11 protein-coding genes and 1 riboswitch are annotated in these 23990 nt (G+C 73.6%); of the genes, 10 read left to right on the top strand and 1 reads right to left on the bottom strand.

All coding sequences use genetic code 11. The features are described from left to right. Window positions 1–10: 10 nt before the first annotated feature. The 8 genes from ACIBO1_RS17055 to ACIBO1_RS17020 all read left to right on the top strand — a co-directional run bounded on the left by ACIBO1_RS17055 (window position 11) and on the right by ACIBO1_RS17020 (window position 7752). Window positions 11–574, top strand: a complete 564-nt coding sequence (locus tag ACIBO1_RS17055) for an amino acid synthesis family protein (RefSeq protein ID WP_199489138.1) — start codon at window positions 11–13, stop codon at window positions 572–574. A gap of 30 nt (window positions 575–604) precedes the next feature. Further along, window positions 605–1966, top strand: coding sequence for an aminotransferase class III-fold pyridoxal phosphate-dependent enzyme (locus ACIBO1_RS17050; protein ID WP_396747208.1), 1362 nt, complete (start codon window positions 605–607; stop codon window positions 1964–1966). A 45-nt stretch (window positions 1967–2011) separates the two neighbouring features. Then, window positions 2012–3427, top strand: a complete 1416-nt coding sequence (gene hydA, locus ACIBO1_RS17045; protein ID WP_396747205.1) for a dihydropyrimidinase — start codon at window positions 2012–2014, stop codon at window positions 3425–3427. Between the two features lie 42 nt (window positions 3428–3469). Continuing rightward, the gene (locus ACIBO1_RS17040) at window positions 3470–4477 is read left to right on the top strand and encodes an LLM class flavin-dependent oxidoreductase (RefSeq protein WP_350696990.1); all 1008 of its coding nucleotides are present in this window, start codon (window positions 3470–3472) and stop codon (window positions 4475–4477) included. 4 nt (window positions 4478–4481) lie between these two features. Further along, window positions 4482–5177, top strand: coding sequence for an NADPH-dependent F420 reductase (gene npdG / locus ACIBO1_RS17035; RefSeq protein ID WP_396747201.1), 696 nt, complete (start codon window positions 4482–4484; stop codon window positions 5175–5177). After that, complete coding sequence (locus tag ACIBO1_RS17030) at window positions 5174–6004, top strand: nitrilase-related carbon-nitrogen hydrolase (protein WP_131053162.1); 831 nt, start codon at window positions 5174–5176, stop codon at window positions 6002–6004. The genes npdG and ACIBO1_RS17030 overlap by 4 nt, the downstream gene beginning before the upstream one ends. After that, a complete protein-coding gene (gene cofC, locus ACIBO1_RS17025; RefSeq protein ID WP_396747197.1) occupies window positions 6001–6699 on the top strand; it encodes a 2-phospho-L-lactate guanylyltransferase in 699 nt (232 codons plus the stop codon). Before ACIBO1_RS17030 ends, cofC begins: the two co-directional genes overlap by 4 nt. A 69-nt stretch (window positions 6700–6768) precedes the next feature. Then, window positions 6769–7752: a DMT family transporter gene (locus ACIBO1_RS17020; protein ID WP_396747194.1), complete on the top strand. Its 984-nt coding sequence runs from the start codon at window positions 6769–6771 to the stop codon at window positions 7750–7752. Here ACIBO1_RS17020 and ACIBO1_RS17015 read toward each other — a convergent pair. After that, window positions 7698–19631 carry an amino acid adenylation domain-containing protein gene (locus ACIBO1_RS17015; protein ID WP_396747191.1) on the bottom strand — a complete coding sequence of 3978 codons (11934 nt, stop codon included), beginning with the start codon at window positions 19629–19631 and terminating at the stop codon, window positions 7698–7700. The genes ACIBO1_RS17020 and ACIBO1_RS17015 overlap by 55 nt on opposite strands. 120 nt (window positions 19632–19751) lie before the next feature. Next, window positions 19752–19961: riboswitch (cobalamin riboswitch) on the top strand. Window positions 19962–20096: 135 nt separating this feature from the next. Here ACIBO1_RS17015 and ACIBO1_RS17010 point away from each other — a divergent pair. Further along, the gene (locus ACIBO1_RS17010; RefSeq protein ID WP_396747188.1) at window positions 20097–22472 is read left to right on the top strand and encodes a ribonucleoside-diphosphate reductase subunit alpha; all 2376 of its coding nucleotides are present in this window, start codon (window positions 20097–20099) and stop codon (window positions 22470–22472) included. Further along, window positions 22469–23515 carry a ribonucleotide-diphosphate reductase subunit beta gene (locus tag ACIBO1_RS17005; RefSeq protein WP_396747303.1) on the top strand — a complete coding sequence of 349 codons (1047 nt, stop codon included), beginning with the start codon at window positions 22469–22471 and terminating at the stop codon, window positions 23513–23515. The genes ACIBO1_RS17010 and ACIBO1_RS17005 overlap by 4 nt, the downstream gene beginning before the upstream one ends. Window positions 23516–23990: the final 475 nt, after the last annotated feature.

The following is a 23990-nucleotide window of genomic DNA, read 5'->3' as shown; positions in this document are numbered from 1 at the left end:
AGGAGTGATCGTGAGCATCCGGGTTCGCAAGCTGATCCGTCACCTCGAAGAGACGCGGCTGGAGAACGGCAGAGCGGTGCAGCCGGTGCACCGGGTTGCCTTCGCCGGCGTGGTCATCGAGAATCCCTACCCCAGCGAGTACGTGCAGGACCTGGTCACCCTCGCCGACGAGATCGGCCAGGAGATCGGCGAGCTGGTCGGCCCCGCCTGCGTGGAGCTGCTCGGCGCCGAGGTCGAGGCGTTCGGCAAGGCCGCGCTCGTCGGCATCGACGGCGAGGTCGAGCACGGCTCGGCGCTGATCCACAACCTGCGCTTCGGCAACGTCTTCCGCACCGCGGCCGGCGGCACCGAACTGCTGCCCGCCGCCGAGAAGGTCGGCGTGCCCGGCAGCCCGATCGACATCCCGCTCAAGCACAAGCTGGACTCCAAGACCCGCTCGCACCACCAGACGGTGACCCTCCAGGTGGCCGACGTGCCCCGACCCCGGGAGATCCTCGTGGTCTGCGCCGCGTCGAACACCGGACGTCCGCTGGCCCGCCTCGCCGCCTTCGGCGCCGAGCTCAAGAGCAACTGACCTGAGCGCCCGACGGGACGGAGCCAGCCGATGACCATCACCGACACCGACACCACCACCTGGACCAGCGAGCGGCTCAAGGAGACCGACAAGGAGTACGTTATCCACTCCTGGTCGGTGCAGGGCAAGCTCGACCCCATCCCCGTGGCCGGCGGATCCGGGTCGTGGTTCTGGGACTACGACGGCCGCCGGTACCTCGACTTCCAGTCCCAACTGGTCAACCTGAACCTGGGCCACCAGCACCCCCGACTGGTCGAGGCGATCCGCGCCCAGGCCGAACAGCTCTGCTACATCGGACCCGGCTTCGCCGAGCGGTCCCGGGCGGAGCTGGCCGAGATGATGGCCGGGATCACCCCCGGTGACCTCAAGATGAGCTTCTTCACCACCGGCGGCGCGGCGGCCAACGAGAACGCCGTCCGGCTGGCCCGGCACGTCACCGGCCGACAGAAGGTCATCGCGCGGTACCGGTCGTACCACGGCGCGACGGCGGGGGCGATGTCGCTGACCGGCGACCCGCGTCGGTGGGCGGCCGAGCCGGGGATGAGCGGTGTGGTGCGGATGCTCGACCCGTACACCTACCGCTGCCCGGCCGGGCACCCCGACCCGTGCCCGGTCTGCTCCGGCGGCCCGCACCTGGAGGAGATCCTCCGCTACGAGAACCCGGAGACCGTCGCCGCCGTGATCGTCGAGCCGGTCACCGGCACGAACGGGCTGCTCTACCCGCCGGACGGCTACCTGCGCTCGCTGCGGGAGGTCTGCGACCGGTACGGCATCCTGCTCATCTTCGACGAGGTGATGGCCGGGTTCGGGCGTACCGGCGAGTGGTTCGCCTGCGACCACTGGGACGTGGTGCCGGACATCCTGACCACCGCCAAGGGGCTGAACTCCGGGTACGTGCCGCTCGGCGCGATGACGGTCTCCACCCGGATCTCCGAGTGGCTGCGCGACAACATGTTCTGGGGCGGCCTGACGTACGCCGGGCACCCGCTCGCCTGCGCCTCCGGCGTGGCGTCCCTGCGGATCATGCAGGACGAGGGCGTGGTGGAGAACGCGCGGGCGATGGGGGAGCGGCTCGGTGCCGGTCTGGCCACGCTGGCCCAGCGCCACCCGAGCATCGGCGAGATCCGGGGCCGGGGGCTGTTCTACGGCGTGGAGCTGGTCCGCGACCGCGACACCCGGGAACCCCTCGTGCCGTTCAACGCCAAGGGACCCGCCGCCGCGCCGGTCGGCCGGCTGCTCAAGGCCGCGATGCAGCGGGGCGTCTACCTGACCGCCAACTTCAACGTGCTGCGGCTGACCCCGCCCCTGGTCATCACCGCCGAGGAGATCGACCTGGCGCTCGGCGTCCTGGACGAGGTGCTCGACCTCGCCGACGAGCACTACCAGAACTGAGCGACGGCGGCGGGTGACGGACCCGCCGGGGAGAGGAGAGGCACGATGCCGACGACGCTGATCACCAACGGTACGGTCGTCAACGCCGACGCCGCGGTCCGCGCCGACGTGCTGGTACGCGACGGCCGGATCGTCGCCCTCGGCACCGGCACGGACTGGACCGCCGACCACGTGGTGGACGCGACGGGCAAGCTGGTCATGCCCGGTGGCATCGACGCGCACACCCACCTGGAGTACCCGGTCGACGGCTTCAGCACCCACACCGCCGACGACTTCCACAGCGGCACGGTCGCGGCGGCGTGCGGCGGCACCACCACGGTCATCGACTTCGTCAAGAAGGAACCCGACCGGACGCTGTACGACACGTACCTGCGGCGGCGGGACACGGCGGCGGCCAAGGCCGTGGTGGACGTCGGTCTGCACGCCATCGTCCCGCCCCGCGCCGCCCAGCCGGACGTCCTCGACGACCTGCGCCGGCTGGTCGGCGAGGGCGCGACGAGCTGGAAGTTCTTCATGGCCTACCCGGGCCAGATGGTCGACGACGACGAGCTGCTCGACGGCTTCGAGCTGGCCCGCGACCTCGACGTGCTGCCGATGGTGCACGCCGAGAACGGGCACATGGTGGCCCGCGAGGTGCGGCGCCTGGTGGACAGCGGCCGGACCGCCGAGAACTTCCACATGCGGGCGCACGGGCACGACTCCGAGGCCGAGGCGGTGCACCGTGCCGTCGTGCTCGCCGAGAGCATCGGCACACCGCTGTACGTGGTGCACGTCTCCAGCGCGGAGGCGGCCGACGAGATCAGCCGGGCCCGGGCCGCCGGGTCACGGGTCTACGGCGAGACCTGCCCGCAGTACCTCGTGGTGGCCTACGAGGACTACGCCGACCTGGGGGAGCGGGCCGCCGCGTACGTCTGCTCCCCGCCGATCCGGGAACGCAGCAACCAGGACGGTCTCTGGCGGATGCTCGCCACCGGCGCCCTGTCCACCGTCGCCACCGACCATGCCGGCTTCTGCCTGCACCAACCCGCGGACCTGCCGCCGCAGAAGCTGCGCAGCCCCGGTTACTTCCCGAAGGTGCCCAACGGCGTTCCCGGCGTCGAGGACCGGCTGATGGTCCTCTGGCAGTCCGGCGTGGTGAGCGGGGTGATCGACCCGTGCCGCTTCGTGGACCTGGTCGCCGCCCGACCGGCCAAGCTGTTCGGCCTGTTCCCCCGCAAGGGCGTCGTCGCGGTCGGGGCGGACGCCGACCTGGTGATCTGGGACCCGGCCGCCGACCACGTGATCACGGCGGCGGGCTCGCACACGCGCACCGACTACAACATCTACGAGGGCATGCGCGTGACCGGTCGACCCGTGCACGTCTTCTCCCGGGGCGAGCACCTGGTCGACCCGGACGGCCTGCGGATCGACACCCCCGGCCGGGGCGCCTTCCTGACCCGCGACGCGCCGCGTCTCCTCTGACCCACCGAATCCCCTGCACCACGTACGAGCGGAGCTGGACAGATGACACTTCCCCTGGGTATCCACGTCGGTGAGCGACTCAGCCTGGAACAGACCTACTGGCAGGCCGAGTTCGCCGACCAGAACGGGTTCGAGTCCGTCTGGGTCGCCGAGGGACGACTCGCCCGCGACGGCATCGTCCCGGCGGCGATCATCGCGAGCAAGACGCGGAACGTGAAGATCGGCACCGGTGTGGTCAACAACAAGAGCCGCAACGCGGCCCTGATGGCGGTCACCTTCAAGACGCTGGACGAGGTCGCGCCGGGCCGGGCCATCCTGGGCATCGGCGCCTGGTGGGAGCCGCTGGCGACCAAGGTCGGCCAGCCGCTGTCCAAGCCGCTCAAGTCGATGCGCGAGTACATCGGCGTGCTCCAGGCGTTCTTCCGCAACGAGGTCGTCAACTTCGACGGCGAGTTCGTGCAGATGCAGGACGTGCGCTTCGACAGCATGTACCGGGAGAACAAGCCGGTCGACATCCCGATCTACATCGGCGCGGTCGGTCCCCGGATGCTCGAACTCGCCGGGGAGATCAGCGACGGCGTGCACATGGACTTCCTGCTCCCGCCGTCGTACATGGTGGGTGCCCGGCAGGCGATCGACCGTGGCCTGGCCAAGCGGACCGACGGCCGCGACGCCATCGACCTGACCCAGATCGTCTCGTGCAGCGTCAACGACGACGACCCGCAGGAGGCCATCGACGCCTGCAAGGCGTTCCTCACCCTTTATCTGTGCCAGCAGCCGCACATCGCGGAGCACTGCGGCGTGGAGCGGGAACTCGTCGACCGGTTGCAGGAGATCGCCGGCTGGCCCGCCACCCCGGAGGACATCAAGCGGGCGATGCACCTGGTCCCCAACAGCCTGGTGCAGAACGTCACCGCCTGCGGCACCACCGACGACGCCTTCCAGAAGCTCCAGGCGTACCAGGAGGCGGGCGTGCGCTGCCCGATCATCTCCACGCTCGGTGACAAGGAGCAGACCCTGACCCGGCTCGCCCAGGCCGCGAAGGCGTGACCCGGTGAGCACCCACCCCTCCTGCCGCGTCGCCGTGGTCGGCGGCACCGGCCCGCAGGGCCGTGGGCTGGGCTACCGCCTGGCCCGCGCCGGACACCGGGTCGTCCTCGGCTCCCGCGACGCCGGACGCGCCGAGGCCGCCGCCGAGGAGTTGTCCCGTCAGGTCGGCTCTGCCCGCGTCACCGGCGCGACGAACCTGGCGGCGGCGACCGACGCCGACGTCGTCCTGCTCGCCGTGCCCTACGACGGGCACGCCGACCTGGTCACCGGACTGGCCCCGGCGCTTGCCGACACGCTGGTGGTGAGCTGCGTCAACCCGCTCGGCTTCGACCGCCACGGCCCGTACGGCGTCGCCGTGCTGGCCGGCAGCGCCGCCGAGGAGGCCGCCGCGCTGGTTCCCTCGGCCACCGTGGTCGGCGCGTTCCACCACCTGGCCGCCCCCCTCCTGCTCGACCCGGACGCCGACCTGAGCCACGAGGACGTCCTGGTCTGCGGGGACGACGTCGCCGCCAAGGAGCGGGTGATGGCCCTCGCCGTCGACGTGACCGGTGGCCGTGCCCTCGACGCCGGCCGGTTGCGGCTGGCCCGTCAACTGGAACCCCTGACCGCAGTCCTGATCAGCGTCAACAAGCGGTACAAGACCCGTTCGGGGCTGGCTCTGACCGGCCTCGCCCCGACGGTCGGAAAGGTCCCCGCGTGAAACTCGCCGCCCTGCAACTCCGCGCCACCGACGACCGGACCGAGACGATCGGCCGTGCCGCCGACCTGATCGACGCCGCCGCCGACCAGGGCACCCGCATCCTGCTGCTGCCGGAACTGTTCGCGGTGCCGTTCGTCCAGCCCGAACCCGACCTGGACTACTTCCGGTACGCCGAGGGCCTCGACGGTCCGTCGAACCGGATGGCGGCCGAGCGGTCGAAGCGGCACCGGATGACGGTCGTCTCGTCGATCTTCGAGGCGGGCCAGGTCCCCGGGGTCTACCACAACACCGCCTGCACCTACGTCGACGGTGAACTGAAGTCGGTGTACCGCAAGTCGCACCTGCCGTTCTCCAACGGCTTCCCGGAGAAGTTCTACTTCCAGCCGGGCGGCACCGAGCCCGACGTGGTGCAGACCGGGGAGACCGGGGTCGGCACCATCATCTGCTACGAGCGGCACTTCCCCGAACTGAGCCGCGTGGTGGCCCTGCGCGGCGGGTCGGTGCTCTGCGTACCGGTCGCCTCGGCGAGCGCCCCGATGCGCGAGGTGTTCCAGTTGGAGCTGCGCGCCCACGCCGTGTTCAACGGGCTCTTCGTCATCTGCGCGAACCGGGTCGGCACCGAGGGCACCAAGGAGTACTTCGGGCTCAGCGCGGTCTACGGCCCCAACGGCGACGTCCTCGCCCAGGCCGCCGACGACCGCGACGACATCGCGGTGGCCGAGGTCGACCTGGACCTGGTCGACCTGTCCCGTCGCCGTCGCCCGTTCCTGCGCGACCGCCGGCCCGAGCTGTACGGCCGGTTGACCCGGATGGAGCCGGAGACGTGACCCCGGGCTCGTGGGTGGTGGTCGTACCCGCCAAGTCCTTCGCGGCGGCCAAGACCAGGTGTGTGGGCCTGACCGCCGCCGACCGTGCCGCGTTGGCCCGGGCGATGCTGACCGACGTGGTCGGTGGGCTGACCCGGGCCCGGCGGGTCCGCGCCGTGGTCGTCGCCACCACCGACGCGCAGGTCACCGCCACGGCGTTGGCCTGCGGCGCCGTGGTCGCCGGCCGGATCGGCCCACCCGATCTGAACCGGGAGGTCGACGCGGCGCTGCGGCTCGCCGGCGAGGCGTACGGCGACGCGCGCCTGGCCGTGGTGATGGCCGATCTCGCCGCGGCCCGTCCGGCGGAGTTCGACGCGGCGCTGGCGGCGGCCGGACCGTACCCACGTGCCGTGGTCTCCGACGCCGACGGCACCGGCACCACCCTGCTGGCGTTGAGCGAGGCCGCCGACTTCCGTCCCTACCTCGGGCCCGGCTCGCGTCGCCGCTTCCTCGCCGACGGCTACCACGACCTGCCGGTGCTCGCCCCCGGGCTGCGCCGGGACGTGGACACCGTGGCCCACCTGTTGGACCTGCGGGCCGGTCACCTCGGGGCCAGCACCCGCGCGTGGGCCGCGACACCGCCGTCCGTCGGTCCGCCTCGCGTCACTCGGCCCGTTCGCCCGGCCCACCCGCACGCCGTCCGGCACCCGGCCTGAGGCCGCCTCGGCCCGGACGGTCGAGAATGGTTCACTGATCATGAGGTCGGCACCCACCGGGAGGACACGATGAGCCCGCTCACCAGCCGGGCCACCGGCGATCGCACCTGGCTGGTCGCGGTGGCCGCCAGTCTCTGGGGCTTCTCCAGCCTGCTCCGCGAACCGCTGGCCCGCGAGCTTCCCGCGCTGAGCGTGGTGCTGGCCGAACACGTCGTGCTGGTGCTGCTGGTGTCACCGTGGCTGATCCCGGCCGTACGCGCGCTGGCCCGGTCCTCGGTGCGGACCAAGTTGGCCGTGCTGGTGATCGGCGCCGGCTCCTCGGCACTGGCCACCACGCTCTTCACCGCCGCCTTTCGCCTGGGCGACCCGATCACCCCGCAGGTGTTGCAGAAGCTCCAGCCGGTGCTCGCCCTGGTCCTGGCCGCCATGCTGCTGGGGGAGCGGGTCGGCCCCCGGTTCCCGCTCTTCGCGGTGCCCGCGCTGGTCGGCGCCTGGCTGCTGGCCTTCCCCGATCCACTGTCGGCGCAGCCGCGCGGTCTTGCCGCGGCCGGACTCGCGCTCGGCGCGGCGGCGCTCTGGGCGGCCGGGACCGTCCTCGGCCGGATGGTCAGCGCCGAACTCTCCTTCCTGCACGTCACCACGCTGCGGTTCAGCGTCGGCCTGGTCACGCTGGCCACCTTCGCGGCGGCCACCGGCACCCCGGTCAGCGTGCCGATCGAGCTGGTGCCCCGGCTGGTGCTGCTCGCCGCCATCCCCGGCCTGCTCGCGCTGACGCTGTACTACCACGCCCTGCGCCGCACGCCCGCGTCCAACGCGACCCTCGCCGAACTGGCCTTCCCGCTGACCGCCGCCCTGGTCGGGCTCACCCTGCTCGACGGACGACTCGGCACCAGCCAGTGGGTCGGCCTGACGCTGGTGCTGGCCTCGGTGGTCCTGCTCGCGCTGCACGAGAACCGCAGCTCCCGGCCGGCGGTGCGGCACCCGCAGCAGCGGGTGCCTCAGGTCGCCGGCACCTCCGGCAGCGCCGCCGGGAGGTCCGGCTCGACGCGGTGACGCAGCAGGTGCAGTGGCCCGGCGGTGATCCCCGCCCCGGCCAGCGCCGCCGCGTACGCCGTCGCCGTCGACTCGTCCACCAGACCGTGCACCAGCGGCAGGGTGGGCGTACCGGCACGCAACAGCGACTCCAGCTGGCAGGAGGCGATGGTGCCGGGCAACCCGAGCGCCGCCGCGTGACCGGCGATCGCCGCCGACGGCAGGTCCACCGGCACGCTACGGCTGGTCGGTCCGACGTGCAGCAGTCCGCCTCCGACCACCAGCACGTCGCGGTCCCGCCGCATCCGGGCCAGCGCCCGGGCGGGATCCAGCGCGTGCGGGAAGGAGTCGTCCACCACGATCGTGCCGGGGCGCAGCCGGTCGACGTCCAGCGGTTCGGTGGCGGCGCTGGTGGCCCCGATGATCAGGTCGGCGGCGTACGCGGGGTCGGGCACCGCCGGGGTGGTGGGGCAGATCTCGACGGCGGCGGTGAGTCCGTCGGCGCGCAGGCGCTCCACCTGGTCGGCCAGCCGGGGCGCGGTCGCCGGCAGGTCGCAGAGCAGCAGCCGCGCCGGTGGACGGGGTGCGCGGGCCAGCAGCAGCCGCAGCGAGGAGAACCCGATCGAGCCGAGACCGACCACGGCGACGGTCCGTCCGGCCAGGCTCCGCCCGGCTGCGGTCAGGGCCGCCTCGACGGTGAGGACCACCGAGACGACCGTGGCCGCGTGACCCGTGGTGACCGCCGTGGCGGTACGCGTGTGCCGCAGCACCCCGACGCCGTACCCGGTGTGGGCGGGGATCAGGCCGGCGAGGGAGACACAGGTCGCCCCGAGGCCGGCGGCGAGGTCGACCGCGGCGGCGGCCTCGGTGGCGAGCCGGTCCCCGGCGGCGGTCAACTCGTCGGCGAAGCGCGGCAGGCAGACGAAGCCGGAGGTGCCCAGCGGAGTGGACAACTCCTCCAACAGCCGGGGCCGACCACCGGGGAAGAGCAGCTCACGGAGCTGTTCCCGGGGCAGGCTCCCGGCCGGCAGACCGGCGATCACGGCGAGCTGCGCGGGGGAGGGCAGGTACCCGACGATGGCGGCGCTCAGCGCGGCCGACGTCCCGGCGCGCGTCGTCGGTCGGTCGACCGTCGCCACGCCCGTGTGCGGCTGAGTCGGCGCGGCCGCGACCTCGTACGGCTCGGTCGGCGCGGCCACGCCCGCGTGCTGCTCGGTCGGCTCTGCGGTCGGCTCGGTCGCCGCCGTGCTCAGATCGGTGCGGAGCCGGTCGGCGAGGTGGTCCAGATCGGCGGCGCTCACCGCCGTCGGGGAGCCGCGCAGGGTGACCCGCAGGCCGTCGGCCACCGGCCGGGCGGTCAGGAACAGGTCGGTGCCCAGCGGCGGCGGGGCGAGTTCGGTGTCGTCGTCCCAGGAGAGGTCGAGCCGGTCCGGTCCGGCCGTCCCCGTCGGCGGGGCGGCGGGTCGGAGCGCGTCGAAGTCCAGGAAACTGAAGAAGAACTGGGCGCCGGTCGGTGCGCCGTCGGGACGTCCGGCGGGTACGGCCGCCGCGATCGACGGCGGGTCGGCGTGCTGCCGGGCGGCGCTGACCTCGGCCGCGACCCGGGCCAGGTGAGTCGGGAAGGGCTCGGTGCCGGTCAGGCGCAGCGGCAGCATCGCCGCACAGGGACCGAAGATCCGGTGCAGGTCCGGCAGCGGGTGGTCGCGTCCGGTCACGGCCAGCCCGAGGACCAGGTCGTCCTGGCCGGTGAGCCGGGCCAGCACCCGGTGGTACGCGGTCAGCACCGGCGCGTACAGGGTGGTCGACGCCTCGGCGGCCAGCTGGCGGAGTCCGGCCACCACCGTGGCGTCCAGCGTGAACGCGCGGACCGCGGTGCCCGTGTCGGTGGTGCCGTCGGGGTGCCGCCGGTCGGTGTCCGCCCGCAGCACCGGCGGCCGGTACACGGACCCGAACCGCTGCGACCACCAGGCGTACGCCTCCGGCTCCGGTGCGGCGACGGTCCGCTCCGACATCAGCCGGACGTAGTCCCGGAAACCGGCCCGCAGCGGCGGCAGCGGACCGGCCGCCCCGTCGGCGTGGTAGGCGGCCAGCAGTTCGTGGCCCAGCAGCGCGGCACTGTAGCCGTCACCGATCAGGTGGTGTGCGTGCACCAGCAGGACGTGGTCGTCCGGCGCGACCCGCAGCAGGCGCAGCCGCAGCAGAGGCCAGGCCCACGGCTCGAACCGTCGACGGCGTTCCTCGGCCACCCGGGCGGCCAGGTCGGCCGGTCCGGTCGTGTTCTCGTACTTCACCGGCAGCCGCATCGCGACGGGCAGTTCCTGCTGCACCGGTGGTCGGGCACCGGCCGGGAAGACGGTCCGCAGCATCGGGTGCCGGGCGACCAGCACGTCCACCGCACGCTGGAAGGCGTCCCGGCGCAGCGGACCGCGCAGCCGCAGCCGGGCCAGCCAGGCGGTGCCGGCGCCGGGCGTGACGGCGTCGGCGAGCAGGAAGCCACGCTGCGCGGCGGTCACCGGAAACGGCGCGGTGGAGTCCGGCTGCGGTACGGCGTCGGTCGACGGTCCAGTGTGGACGATCGCCGGGTCCGGCCCGTCGTCGTCGGCCGCACCGGCGTCGAGGGCGGCGGCCAGGGCGGCCGGGGTCCGGTGCTCGTAGATGAGCGTCGGGCTCGCCGTGACCGCGCGGCGCTCCTGGAGTTGGGCGAAGACCTCCAGGGCCAGGATGGAGTCGCCACCGAGGGCAAAGAAGTCGTCGTCCGGGCCGACCACCGGCAGGTCCAGCAGACCGGCCCAGATCCGGGCCAACTCCGCCTCGGTGCCGGTCGACGTGCCGGTGATGGTTGACGTGCCGATGCCGCCCGCCGGTGCGCGGCGGTCTGCCAGGACGGCGTCGTCCCGGCCTGGAGCCGTCGCGTCGATGGTCGTCGAGGCGGCGGCTCGCGAGGACGCCGGAGCGGGTGCGTGGCTGTCGGTGGGCGGGGCGGCCAGTGCCGCCAGCGACTCGCGGTCGACCTTGCCGGTGGCGGTCAACGGCAGGCTGTCCAGCAGGTGCAGACGCGCGGGCACCATGTGCGCCGGCAGGTGAGCGGCCAGGTGGGCACGCAGCGCGGCCGTGGTCGGGGCGGTCTGCGGTGCGGGCAGCACGAAGGCGTGCAGCCGGGGATGCGGATCGGCCCGGTGCAGCACGGTCGCGGAGGCGACCTCCGGATGGGTGCGCAGCACCGCCTCGATCTCGCCAGGCTCCACCCGGTGACCATGGATCTTGATCTGGTCGTCGAGGCGGCCCAGGAACTCCAGTGCACCGTCCGGCGCGAGCCGAGCCCGGTCGCCGCTGCGATAGAACCGCTCGCCGTCGTGGACCACGAACGCCGCCCCGGTCAGCTCCGGCTCGCCGAGGTAGCCGGTGGTGAGGCCGACGCCGCCGAGATACAGCTCACCGGCCACGCCGGGCGGGCAGACCCGACCATCCGGGTCGACGACGCGGACCACCGCCCCGCCGACCGGGCGGCCGATCGGCAGCCGACGGACCGCGTCGTCGGGCCGGGAGTCGATCAGGTGCCAGGTGGCGTTGATGGTGGCCTCGGTCGGGCCGTACAGGTTGGTGATCCGGGCATCGCCGAACAGGTCGAACCACCGCCGGACCGCCACCGGGGACAACTCCTCGCCGCCCACGTGCACCCACCGCAACGCGGCCAGGTCGGGTGCCTCGCCGTGGCGGCGGACGTGCTCCTCGGCGGCGCGCAGGATCCGCTCCCACAGGGTGGGGACCGAACTCCACACCGTGATCCGGGCTGCGGCGATCCGGGCCAGCAACGCCTGCGGATCGCGGAGCTGCGCGCGCGTGAAGGTGACCACGGTAGCCCCGACCAGCAGCGGGGCCAGGATCTGCCGGACCGAGGCGTCGAAGCAGCTCGAGGCCGTCTGGGCGAGCCGGTCCCCGGGCCGGTAACCGAAGGTGGCCACGGCCCAGTCGAGATAGGTACGCATCGACCGGTGGTTGACCGGTACGCCCTTGGGCCGCCCGGTCGATCCCGACGTGAAGATCACGTACGCGGTCTGGTCCGGCGTCGCCTCGGGCACCGACGGGACGTCGTGCTCCGCGACGGTGTCGGCGGTGCTCGGGTCGAAGGAGACCGGTCGTGCGGCAGCGTCGAGGCGGGTCGCGACGGCGGCCGATTCGTCGTCGTGCAGCAGCACTCCGGCTCCGGCCCGGACCAGATGGTCGGCGAGGCGGGCTGGTGGGTGGGTCGCGTCCAGCGGCACCCAGGCGGCACCGGCCCGCAGGATGCCGACCACTCCGACCACGGTCTGCGGACCGGGCGCGGTGAGCAGGCCGACCCGGTCGCCGGGGCGTACCCCATGCCGGGCGAGCAGTGCGGCCAACCGGTCGGCGTTGCGGTCCAGGGTCCGGTAGGTCAGGGTCCGCTCGCCGGTCGTCACCGCCACCGCATCCGGGGTACGCCGGCAGACCGCCCGGATCCGGGCGGTCACGTCGGAGGACAGTGGCGGTCGGCCGGTGGCGATCGCGACGAGGTCGTCCCGGTGTTCGGCGGCGAGCCGGGCCACGGTCGCCGGGGTGAACAGGCGGCGCGGGAAGTTCCAGGACAGGCCGAGGCCGTCGCCGGACTCCCAGCAGAGCAGGCTCAACCGGGTGGCGGCGGAGCCGGAACCGGCCGCCGTGGGCCTCACGGCGACGGGACAGTCCGGGTCGAGCGTGACCGGGAACCGGGCGAAACTGAACCCGGCCGGGCTGACGGTACGTGGCCCGGCGCCGGGACGGTCGAGCATTCGGGCCAGGTCGAGACTGGTCACCGAGCCGTGCCGCTGCGCCGCCGACCAGGTCACCCGGAGCCGGTCGGCGAGCTGTCCGACCGGCTCGTCGGGGTCCACGTCGAGGACCAGGGGCAGGGTGTCGGCGAACGGCCCGACGATCCGGTCGATGTCGGCCAGCCGGGCGTCCCGACCGGCCCGCGCCACCGCCACCGGCACGCGTCGCCGGCCGCCCCAGCGGGCCAGGCAGCGCACATACCCGGCCAGCAGCAGGTGGAACAGCGACACACCGGCCTCGGCGGCCCGGTCCCGCAACGCCGCCACCAGCTCCGGCTCCAGCTCACTCTGCGTGGTCAGCAGGGGTGGGTCGGGGCGTGCGTCCGGGTCACCGTCGAACGGCAGCCGCAGCGTCGTGCCGTCGGCCAGCAGGTCCCGCCAGTACGCCAGGTCCTCCGGCGCGGGTCCGGTCACCTGACGCGCGTACGTGTCGAATCCGGGAGCCGGCGGTCGGGCCACCGGCGTGCGGCCGTGGGCCAGGGCGGTGTAGTCGGCCCACAGTTCCTCGCTGAGCAGGTTCAGGCTGAACCCGTCCCCGGCGGCGTGGTGCAGCACCAGCAGCAGGTGGGCCCGGTCGGGTGCCTCCCGGACGAGGACCGCTCGCAGCGGCGGCTGCCGGGTCAGGTCGACCGGGGTGTTGCACAGCCGCTCCCGTACCTTGCCGAGCGGCTCGGTGAGCGACCGCACCGCGTACCAGTCCGGGGTCGGAGCCGGGTGGGCCGGCACGGGCGGGACCACCTGGCGAGGCGTACCCGGACCGGGCGTGAACCGCACCCGCAGCATCGGGTGGCGCGACTCCAGGCGGGCCAGCGCCTGCCCGAGCAGTCCGGCGTCCAGGGGACCGGTGACGGTCTGCTGGACGAAGGCGAAGCTGGCCACGGTGGGGTGGAGCCGTTCGTTGACGTGGAAGGCCCGCTGCACGGCGGTCAGCGGGAACGGCTCGCCCTCGACCGGAGTCCGCTCCCCGGCCGCCGGCGTCTGCGTCACCGGCGGAACCGCCTCGGCGGCGCGTACCCCGGTGAGGTGGGCGGCCAGGTCGGCGACGGTGGTGTACTCGAAGAACAGCGTGACCGGTAGCTCCCGGCCGAGTTCCTCCTCCAGCCGCTTGACCAGGTCCACTGCGGCCAGTGAGTCCAGGCCGAGAGCGAGGAACGAGGTGTCGTCGGCGATCTCGTCGGGCTGCCGGTGCAGCGGTTCGGCGAGCAGCCGCCGCAGCACCCGGGCCACCTCGTCCCGACCCGGCCCACCGTCCACACCGTCCGGCCCGCGCGGCAGGTCGACGGTGGTGGTCTCGACAGCGACGGCTGCCCCGGCCGGGACGGTGACCGCCGGGACGCTGGCCGTCGGCGCGGTCGCCGGATTCTCCGGCCGGGCCGCGACGACGACGTGCGCGGCGTCGACACGACGGGCGACCGCCAGGGCGCGCAGTGCCTCGTCGACCGGCATCCCCCCGCCGACACCGCCGGTCCGGGCGGCCATGCCGGCGTCGCTGATCGCGGCGAAGCCGACCGCCTGGACGCGCCGGCCGGCGGCCCGGTGCGCGGAGGCGAACGCGTCGAGGAACCGGTTGGCGGCGGCGTAGTCGCCGATCGCGCCGGCCAGCCCGGGCCGTACCGCGCTGACCGACGAGAACCCGACCAGCGCGGCCCGATCGTGGCCGTGTCGCCGCAGCGCCTCGGCGAGCAGGTGGGTGCCGCGTACCTTCGGGGCCAGCACGGCGAGCACGTCCGGGACGGACTTGGCGCGCAGGGTGCCGACCCGGACGATGCCGGCGGCGTGGAACACGGTGTCCACCCGGGGCGCGGCGGCGAGCAGGGCGTCCACGTCGGCGGCCACGGTCACGTCACACCGGTGGTAGGTCGCCGTCGCGCCCAGCGCGGTCAGTTCGGCCAGCAACGCTGCCGGTGCGTGGTCCGACCGACCGGCCAGCAGCAGTGTCGGTTGCTCCCGGCGGGCCAGGGACCGGGCCAACTCCGCGCCCACACCACCGGCACCACCGACGATCAGGTGCACGGCGCCCGCTGCGACGGATCCGCCACCGGCAGGGGCACCGGTCGGGTCGCCCGCCGACGGCACCGGGTCGAGGAACCGGCCCGCGTCCGACGGCAGCGGGTCGAGGAACCGGCCCAGCCGGCGTCCGCCCCGCCAGGCCACGCCGGTCGCCGCGTACGGGTCGGGTGAGGTGTGCCCGTCGACGGCTGCCGGGTCTGCGGCGACGGCGGACACCTCGTGCCGGACGGCGTCGACCCGCGCTGTCGTACCGTCCGAGGAGGACAGGTCCACGGTGTGCACGAGCAGGCCGGGACGCTCGTCGGCGAGCGCGGCGGCCAGTCCGGCCAACACCGCCTGCACCGGCCGCCCACGCTCCTCGGCCACACCGGTGACGTGCACGTCCTCGGTGACCACCAGCAGCCGGCCCGGCCGGTCGACCCCCTCGTCGATCAGGGCGCGGACGGTGCGTACCTGGGCGGTGACGGCGGCGTCGAGCGCGGCCACGTCCGGCGTGTCCACCGCCGCCCCGGCCAGCAGCACGGTGATGTCGCCGTCCGCACCGACCGCCGGGCCGGTGCGGACCTCGATCCCGTCGGCGGTGAACGCGGCGGCCAGGTCGTCGGCGAACGGACCCCCCACCCCCGGGCCGCGCAGCCACACCCGCCGGGCCGGTACGCCGACCGCCGCCGGCACCTCCCGCCAGGCCACGACGTGCAGCGGTACGGCGTGCGCCGCCCCCGGGGGCGGAAAGGCGCGACGCTCGAACGGGTAGGTCGGCACCGGCACCCGCTGCCGCCCGCCGTACAGGGCGGGCCGGTCGAGCGGACCGCCCCGCGCCCAGAGCCGTCCGGCCGTGGCCAGCAACGACGCGGAACCGGTAGGGACCGCACCGGTCGGCCCGCACTGCACCGCGATCATCCGGACCAGGCCGTCGGCCGGCCCGACGTCGACCTGTCCGCCGCCGTGCTCCGCCGCCTCCGCGACGCCCAACTCGACCACGGTGTCGTACCCGTCGTCGTGCAGCCGCCGCCACGCCGCGCGCAGCTCCGCTCCGCTCGCCGTGTCGGTGGCCCACCGGACCGGCTCCGGCGGATCCCACCGCCCGGCCGCCGCGCTGAACACCGGCACGCCCCGCAGCGCCGCGAGGGCGTACCCGTCGTCGTCCCGGTCGGCGGGACCGTTCTCGACGTGGGCCGGGTCGGCGAGCGCGACGGCGCGCCGGATCGCGTCGGCGATGCCCAGCGCGCCCCCGGCGGCGGCTGCCGCCAGCTCACCGACCCCGTGTCCGAGCAGCGCGTCGGGCCGCACCCCCCAGGCGGCGAGCTGTCCGGCCAGGGCCAGGGCCACCACCACGCGCACCGGGGCGGTGATCCGCCGGTCCGACCGGTCCGGCCCGTCGTCCAGGCACCAGGACAGCAACGGCCGTCCCGCCACCGGCCCGGCGGCGGCGCAGAACCGGGTAAGCAGGTCACGGAAGACCGGGAGCCGGTCGTGCAGGTCGCGGACCGCAGCCAGGGCCGGCGGGGAACCGTCGCCCGCGAAGACGAAGACGATCCGGGGTCGACGGCGGACCGGCCCGTCCCGGTACGCGGTCGCGGCAGCCGCCAACCGGTCGGCCAGCCCGGTGCCGTCGGCGACGAGCGCCAACCGGTACGGCGCGTCGTCGCGGGCCGTCCCGGCGCTGGCGACCACGTCGGCCACGTCCAGGTCACCCCGGTCGCGTAGGTGCGCCGCGAGGTCGTGGGCACTGCGCCGTAGCGCGGACGCCGACCGCGCGGTGAGCGCCACCAGGTGCGCGCCGGTGCCGGCCGGCGGCGGTACGGGCTCGCGGGGCGGTGCCTCGCGCAGCACAGCGTGGGCGTTGGTGCCCCCGAAGCCGAACGCGTTCACGCCGGCGACCAGCGGTCCAGGTGCGGTCCACGGGCGTGCCTCGGTGACCACCGTGAAGCCGGCGGCGTCCAGGTCGTACCGGGTGGACGGTCGGACGCGGTGCAGCGACGGCGGCAACTGCCGGTGCCGCAGGGCCAGCACCACCTTCAGCAGCGCCGGCATGCCGGCGGAGTTGAGCAGGTGTCCCAGGTTGGTCTTGACCGACCCCAACCAGCGGGGCGTGCCGTCGGGGCGGCGCGGATACGCGGCGGCCAGCGACCGTGCCTCCACCGGGTCACCGAGGCCGGTGCCGGTGCCGTGCGCCTCGACGTACGAGACGGCAGCCGGGTCGAGCCCGGCGTCCGCGTACGCGCGCGCGATGACCTCCCACTGCCGCTGCGGATTCGGGGCGAGCAGGCTCAGCGACCGGCCGTCGTTACCCACGGCGGTGCCGGCGACCAGGGCCAGCACCCGGTCCCCGGCGGCGTACGCGTCGTCGGGGCGGCACAGGACGAGCGCCGCGCCGCCCTCGCCGGGCACGAAGCCGTCGGCGTCGGCGTCGAAGGCGCGACACCGCCCGGTCGGCGACAGCGCCTCGGCGGCGTCCAGCAGCCGGTAGGCGGTCTCGGTGAGATTCAGGTTCACCCCGCCGACCACCGCGATGTCGCACTCGCCGGTGGCCAGGCTGCGCGCGGCCAGGTGCAGCGCGACCAGCGCCGAGGAACAGGCCGTGTCCACCACGATCGCCGGACCGGCCAGGTCCAGCGCCTGCGACAGCCGGGCCGCCACGAGGTTGCGCAGGTTGCCGACCAGCGCCGCCGGTGCGGCGACCGGACCGGTGGCGGCCAGCAGCTCCGGGAAGGCGCTCTCGCCGACGGCGGCGAAGACCCCGACGCGACGGCCCTGCCGACGCGGCCCGGCGTACCCGGCGCGTTCGAGCGCCTCGTACCCGATCTCCAGGAACAGTCGGGCGTGCGGGTCGGTGAGCCGGGCCTCCTCGTCGGAGAGCCCGAAGAAGTCCGCGTCGAGCTGCATCGGATCGTCCAGGAAGGACCCCCAGCGGGGCCGACCGTCCTGCGGCGTCCACCGGTGCTCCGGGACCGGCCGCACCGCGTCGACGCCACCGACAAGCCCGCGCCAGAACTCGTCGGGGTCGTCGGCACCCGGGAAGCGGCAGGCCATCCCGATGACCGCGAGCGGCGTCGCGCCGGAGCGGGCGTCCTGCGACGTCGGGGCGCGCCCGTCGGGCGGTGCCGGTCGGGTCGTGGGCGGCCCGGCCAGGATGCGGTCGGTCAACGTGGCGACGGTGGGGCAGTCCCGCAGGTCCGCCGGATCGAACGTGGTGCCGAGGGCGTCCTCCAGCCCGGCCAGCACCTCCATCGCCTTGAGCGACGAACCGCCGATGGCCAGGAAACGGTCGTCCGCCGCGATGGTGTCGGCGGGCCGCTCCAGCACCCGGGCCCAGACCGCCCGGACGACCTGCTCGACCCGTCGCCGGGACAGCGGCCCCGAGGGCACTGGCTCGGCCACCCGGTGCGCCGCACTCGGCCCCGTCGGGTGCCAGCGGCGTTCCCGGTCGGCGAAGTCGCCGGCCAGGTAGCGTTCGCGCATCCGGCGCCGCCGCAGCTTTCCGCTGGTGGTCCGGGCGAACGCGCCGGGCGGCAGCGGCAGCACCCGTACGTCGTCGTGCCCGGCCGCCTCGGCGACCCGGGCCCGCGTGGCGTCGAGCACCACGGCCGCCCCGGCCGGCGGTCGCGCCCAGGCCACGAACACCACGATCCGCTCGCCGCCGCTGTCCGGGTCGGTGCAGCCGACCACCGCCGTGACCGTGGCCGGCAACCCGACGGTCGCGGCGGCCACCGCCTCCAGGTCGGGGGCGTGGAACGTCCGACCGTTGACGAAGATCACGTCCTTCGCCCGGCCGGTCACGCAGAGCCGACCGGCGCGCTGGAAACCCAGGTCACCGGTGTGCAGCCAACCGTCCACGAAGGTCTCCCGGCTGGCCTGCGGGTCCCGGTGGTAGCCGCGCGCCACGTTCGGGCCGCGTACCTCGATCAGGCCCACTCGGTCCTCGGGCAGTGGCCGGTGCCGCTCGTCGACGACGCGGACCTCACAGCCGGGCACCGGGTGCCCCAGGTCCATCAGCTCCACGGCGTCCGGGCCCGGCCCGGTGGTCACCGCGCGGCCCTGGCTCAGCGCGGCCCGGTCCAGCACCAGCGGCGCGGCGACCTCTCCGGGCGGCGGGAAGGTCACCGCGAGGGTCGCCTCCGCCAGGCCGTACACCGGTCGCAGGGCGGACGGGGCGAGCCCGGCCGGGCGGACGTGCGCCAGGAAGGCCCGCCACACGGTGGGGGAGATGGGCTCCGCGCCCACCACCACGCACCGGACCCGGCTCAGGTCCAGCGTGGCGAGGAGGTCCGTCGGGACCCGGCGGACGGCCAGGGCCAGCGCGAAGTTCGCCGCCGACAGCAGGGTCGCGCGGTGCCGGTGGGCGGCGGTGAACCACAGCGCCGGGCGCTTGGCGAACGCCATCGGGGGTACGCGGACCTGGGTGCACCCGATGGCGAGCGGGGTCAGGTGGGTGCCGATCAACCCCATGTCGTGGAAGTACGGCATCCAGGTGACCAGGACGTCGTCCGGCCCGGCGCCACTGGCCAGCCGGGACTGCTCCACATTGGCCAGCACGTTGGAGTGGGTCAACTCCACCCCGCGCGGCGTGCCGGTGCTGCCGGAGGAGAACTGGAGGAACGCCACGTCGCCGGGGTCGGCCGCGAACAGGGCCTCCGGTGGGGTGCCGGTCCGCAGGTCGGCCAGCCGCAGCACCGGACCGGCCAGCCCGTCGGCGAGCGCCTCGGTGGCGTCGTCCAGCACGGTCACCGCGTCGGTGAGCAGCTCGCGGACGGCCCGTACCCGGGTCGGCTCGGGTGGCAGCGGCACCGGGACCAACCCGGCGGCGAGCGCCCCCCAGAACAGCGGCTGGAAGTCGTCCCCGGCGTCGGCGACCAGGATCACCGGGGTGCCCGGGGCCACTCCGGCGGCACGGTAGCCGCCCGCCACCCGCAGCGCCTCGTCCCGCAACTCTCGGACGGTGACGGTGCGTTCGGTGCCGTCCTCGCGCACGTGCACGATCTTCTGGTCGGGGGTCCGATCCGCGGCGTGGACGAGGATGTCGAGCAGTGCCCGTCGGTCGCCGGGTCCGGCCGCTGTCTGCACGCGACGATGCTAGTGGGCATGATCGAGTACCCGGCCGTCGGTCGGCGGGATGCCCGGCATCTGGCACGCGACACGCCCGGCACAGCATCTGGTGTTGCCATCTTCGCACCGCACCCATATATGGTGTGCCCCGTAGCTGGTTCGGCCGCCACTGAAACGGCGGTCGAGGCAAGAGGGAACCCGGTGGGAATCCGGGACTGCCCCGCAGCGGTGAGTGGGAACGACCGCCGTCATCACGCACTGGACCCGCCAGGTCTGGGAAGCGACGGCCAGTAGGCGCGAGCACCAGGCCCACGAGTCCGAAGACCTGCCAGCGCGCCGCACGCGACGTGTGCGGCGGTCGAAGGCCGCGTGGGACGGCCGACGCCATGAGCTGGTCAGTCACGGCAGCAGTGCCGTCGGTGACCGGCGGCGTCCTCCCGCGCGGACCCGACGATCTCGGGGACAGGCGTGAGGAGGGGGAACATGACGGTGACCCAGGAGCAGGCGGGGCCGGAGCAACGCCGGCACGTCATGCAGGTCCGTAAGCGGAACGGCGACACCGAGCCGGTGGACGTCAACAAGATCGTCAAGGCGGTGGAGCGGTGGGTCGCCGACCTGGACGAGATCGACCCGTTGCGGGTGGCCACCAAGACCATCAGCGGGCTCTACGACGGCGCGACCACGGCCGAGATGGACAAGCTGTCCATCCAGACCGCAGCCGAGCTGATCGGTGAGGAGCCGCAGTACTCGAAGCTGGCGGCCCGACTGCTGGCCGCGTACGTGGACAAGGAGGTCCGCGGGCAGCAGGTGGCCAGCTTCAGCCAGTCCATCCGGTACGCACACGGCCTGGGCCTGATCGGCGACGACACCGCCGCGTTCGTGGCCCGCAACGCGCGCAAGCTGGACGACGCCGTCGACCCGGCCGGGGACCTGCGTTTCGAGTACTTCGGCCTGCGCACGGTCGCCGACCGGTACCTGCTGCGGCACCCGCAGACCCGACTGGTGGTGGAGACGCCGCAGTACTGGCTGCTGCGGGTCGCCTGCGGCCTGTCCCAGACGCCCGGCGAGGCGATCGGCTTCTACCGGCTGATGTCCAGCCTGGCCTACCTGCCCAGCTCGCCGACGCTGTTCAACTCCGGCACCCGGCACACCCAGATGTCCTCGTGCTTCCTGGTCGACTCGCCGCGCGACGAACTCGACTCCATCTACGAGCGTTACCACCAGGTCGCGAAGCTGTCCAAGTTCTCCGGTGGCATCGGCATCTCCTGGTCCCGGGTGCGCGGTCGGGGCGCCCTGATCCGGGGCACCAACGGCAGGTCGAACGGCATCGTGCCGTTCCTCAAGACGCTGGACGCCGGGGTGGCCGCGGTCAACCAGGGCGGCCGTCGCAAGGGCGCGGCCTGCGTCTACCTCGAACCGTGGCACCCGGACGTGGAGGAGTTCCTCGAACTGCGGGACAACACCGGCGAGGAGTCCCGGCGGACGCACAACCTGAACCTCGCCAACTGGATCCCGGACGAGTTCATGCGGCGCGTCGAGGCGGACGGCGACTGGTCGCTCGTCGACCCGTCGGACGCCCCCGAGCTGCCCGACCTGTTCGGCGAGGCGTTCGACGAGGCGTACCGGGCGGCGGAGAAGAAGGCGGTCAAGACCGTCAAGGCCCGCGACCTGTACGGGCGGATGATGCGGACGCTCGCGCAGACCGGCAACGGGTGGATGACGTTCAAGGACGCCTCGAACCGGCTGTCCAACCAGACCGGCGCCCCGGGCAACACCATCCACCTGTCGAACCTCTGCACCGAGATCCTGGAGGTCAACGACGACGCCGAGACGGCGGTCTGCAACCTCGGCTCGGTCAACCTGGGCGCGCACGTCACGGCGGACGGTGTCGACTGGGAACGGCTGCGCGCCACGGTGCGTACCGCCGTGGTGTTCCTGGACCGGGTGATCGACATCAACTACTACCCGGCCGCGCAGGCGGCGGCGTCGAACCCGCGCTGGCGCCCCGTCGGGCTCGGGCTGATGGGTTTGCAGGACGCGTTCTTCACGCTGCGCCTGCCGTTCGACTCACCGGCCGCCAGGGAGCTGTCGACGCGGGTGCAGGAGGAGATCTTCCTGACCGCGTTGGAGACCTCCGCCGGGCTCGCCGAGCGGTTCGGCCCGCATCCCGCGTACGCCGAGACCCGCGCCGCCCGGGGTGAGCTGCACCCGGACCTGTGGGGCGCCGAGGTCGGCCAGCCCGAGCGGTGGACCGCGCTGCGCGAGACGATCGGCCGGCACGGCCTGCGGAACTCGTTGCTGGTGGCGATCGCGCCGACCGCCACCATCGCCTCGATCGCCGGCTGCTACGAGTGCATCGAGCCGCAGGTGTCCAACCTGTTCAAGCGCGAGACGATGTCCGGCGAGTTCCTCCAGATCAACACCTACCTGGTCCGCGAGCTGAAGGCGCGCGGACTGTGGACGGCCGCGATCCGGGAGCAGATCAAGCGCGCCGAGGGTTCCGTGCAGGGCGTCGTCGAGCTGCCCGCCGACGTACGCGAACTGTTCCGGACCGCGTGGGAGCTGCCGCAACGGGCGCTGATCGACCTGGCGGCGGCCCGCGCCCCCTTCATCGACCAGTCGCAGTCGCTGAACCTGTTCCTGAGCGCGCCGACCATCGGCAAGCTCTCCTCGATGTACCTGTACGCCTGGAAGTCCGGGCTGAAGACCACCTACTACCTGCGGTCGCGTCCGGCGACCCGGATCCAGCAGGCCACCGTCGCCGTCACCCCGAGCGTCACGCCGGTCGTGGCGGTCAGCGACGACGAGGCGTTGGCCTGCTCCCTGGAGAACCCCGAGAGCTGCGAGGCATGCCAGTGACCACCGTCTCCGAGACCAGCACCAGCACCGGCGTGGGGGAGCGGCACCTGCTGCTCGACCCCGGTATGGACCTGACCCTGCGGCCGATGCGGTACCCGCACTTCTTCGACCGCTTCAAGGACGCCATCAAGAACACCTGGACGGTGGAGGAGGTCGACCTGCATTCCGACCTCGCCGACCTGGCCAAGCTCTCCCCGGCCGAGCAGCACCTGGTGTCTCGGCTCGTGGCGTTCTTCGCCACCGGCGACACCATCGTCGCCAACAACCTCGTGCTCAACCTCTATCAGCACGTCAACTCGCCGGAGGGGCGGTTGTACCTCTCCCGGCAGTTGTTCGAGGAGGCGGTGCACGTCCAGTTCTATCTGAACCTGCTGGACACCTACGTCCCGGACGAGAAGGAACGGTTCGCGGCGTTCGCGGCGGTGGAGAACATCCCGTCGATCGCCCGCAAGGCCGAGTTCTGCTTCAAGTGGATCGACTCCATCTTCGCCCTGCGTGAGCTGCGGACCCGGGAGGACCGGCGGGCCTTCCTGCTGAACCTGATCTGCTTCGCCGCCTGCATCGAGGGCCTGTTCTTCTACGGTGCCTTCGCGTACGTCTACTACCTGCGCTCCCGGGGGCTGCTGCACGGCCTCGCCTCGGGCACCAACTGGGTGTTCCGCGACGAGTCCATGCACATGGCGTTCGCCTTCGACGTGGTCGACACCGTCCGCGCCGAGGAGCCGGACCTCTTCGACGCCGAGATGGAGCAGCAGGTCAAGGACATGCTGGCCGAGGCGGTCGAGTGCGAGGTCCAGTTCGCCGCAGACCTGCTGGAGCAGGGCGTCTCCGGGATGTCGCTGGCCGACATGCGGGAGTACCTCCAGCACGTGGCCGACCGGCGCCTGGCCGTGCTCGGCATCGCACCCATGTACGGCAGCGGCAACCCGTTCGCGTTCATGGAGTTGCAGGACGTCCAGGAGCTGTCCAACTTCTTCGAGCGGCGGGTCTCCGCCTACCAGGTCGGGGTGACCGGCTCGGTCAGCTTCGACGACGACTTCTGACCGGCTGAGACGGACCGCTGTCCCGGGTGGCGTGACGCCGCCCGGGACCAGCGGCGTTCCGGCCCGGGCTCCGGCCGATGCCTGGCCCAATGGTCGTGTCGGCGGCCCCTGTCGAGCTGAACCGTATGCGCTATCGGCCCTCTCGACTGCGAGAGCGGCCAGCGGGCCGACGACTCGGCGATGTGGCGGGCCGGGCGGTCTCGGTCGCTGCCGATCGCCCCTACCCGCCCGTCCGGGGAGACGAACCCGGACACTCCGACCGTGGAGGCCATCAACGCGGGCCGACCGTGCTCGAACGGTGAGTTGCGGTCAGTCCCGGCGAGCGGCGGGGCGGCTCGGCTCGGCTTGCACGGCCACTCCCGGCCGGCGCAGAGCAGGTAGGCGCTTACCGCGATCCGTCGCTGCCGTCAGCTCGACAGTGCCCGTACCCGACATGGCAGTCAGCCGCCCCGGCCCCTGGCCCCGGCCCCCGGCC

It is taken from the genome of Micromonospora sp. NPDC049903 (genome assembly GCF_044460945.1).
Lineage (GTDB): Bacteria > Actinomycetota > Actinomycetes > Mycobacteriales > Micromonosporaceae > Micromonospora.
Note: the sequence above shows the minus strand (reverse complement) of the source record. Positions and strands in the feature narration are given on the sequence as shown.

Bases quoted from the DNA above. Each gene is read 5' to 3' on its own strand.
- ACIBO1_RS17020 (WP_396747194.1), top strand. From the start codon at position 6,769: ATGAGCCCGCTCACCAGCCGGGCCACCGGCGATCGCACCTGGCTGGTC.
- ACIBO1_RS17050 (WP_396747208.1), top strand. From the start codon at position 605: ATGACCATCACCGACACCGACACCACCACCTGGACCAGCGAGCGGCTC.
- ACIBO1_RS17040 (WP_350696990.1), top strand. From the start codon at position 3,470: ATGACACTTCCCCTGGGTATCCACGTCGGTGAGCGACTCAGCCTGGAA.
- hydA (WP_396747205.1), top strand. From the start codon at position 2,012: ATGCCGACGACGCTGATCACCAACGGTACGGTCGTCAACGCCGACGCC.
- ACIBO1_RS17010 (WP_396747188.1), top strand. From the start codon at position 20,097: ATGACGGTGACCCAGGAGCAGGCGGGGCCGGAGCAACGCCGGCACGTC.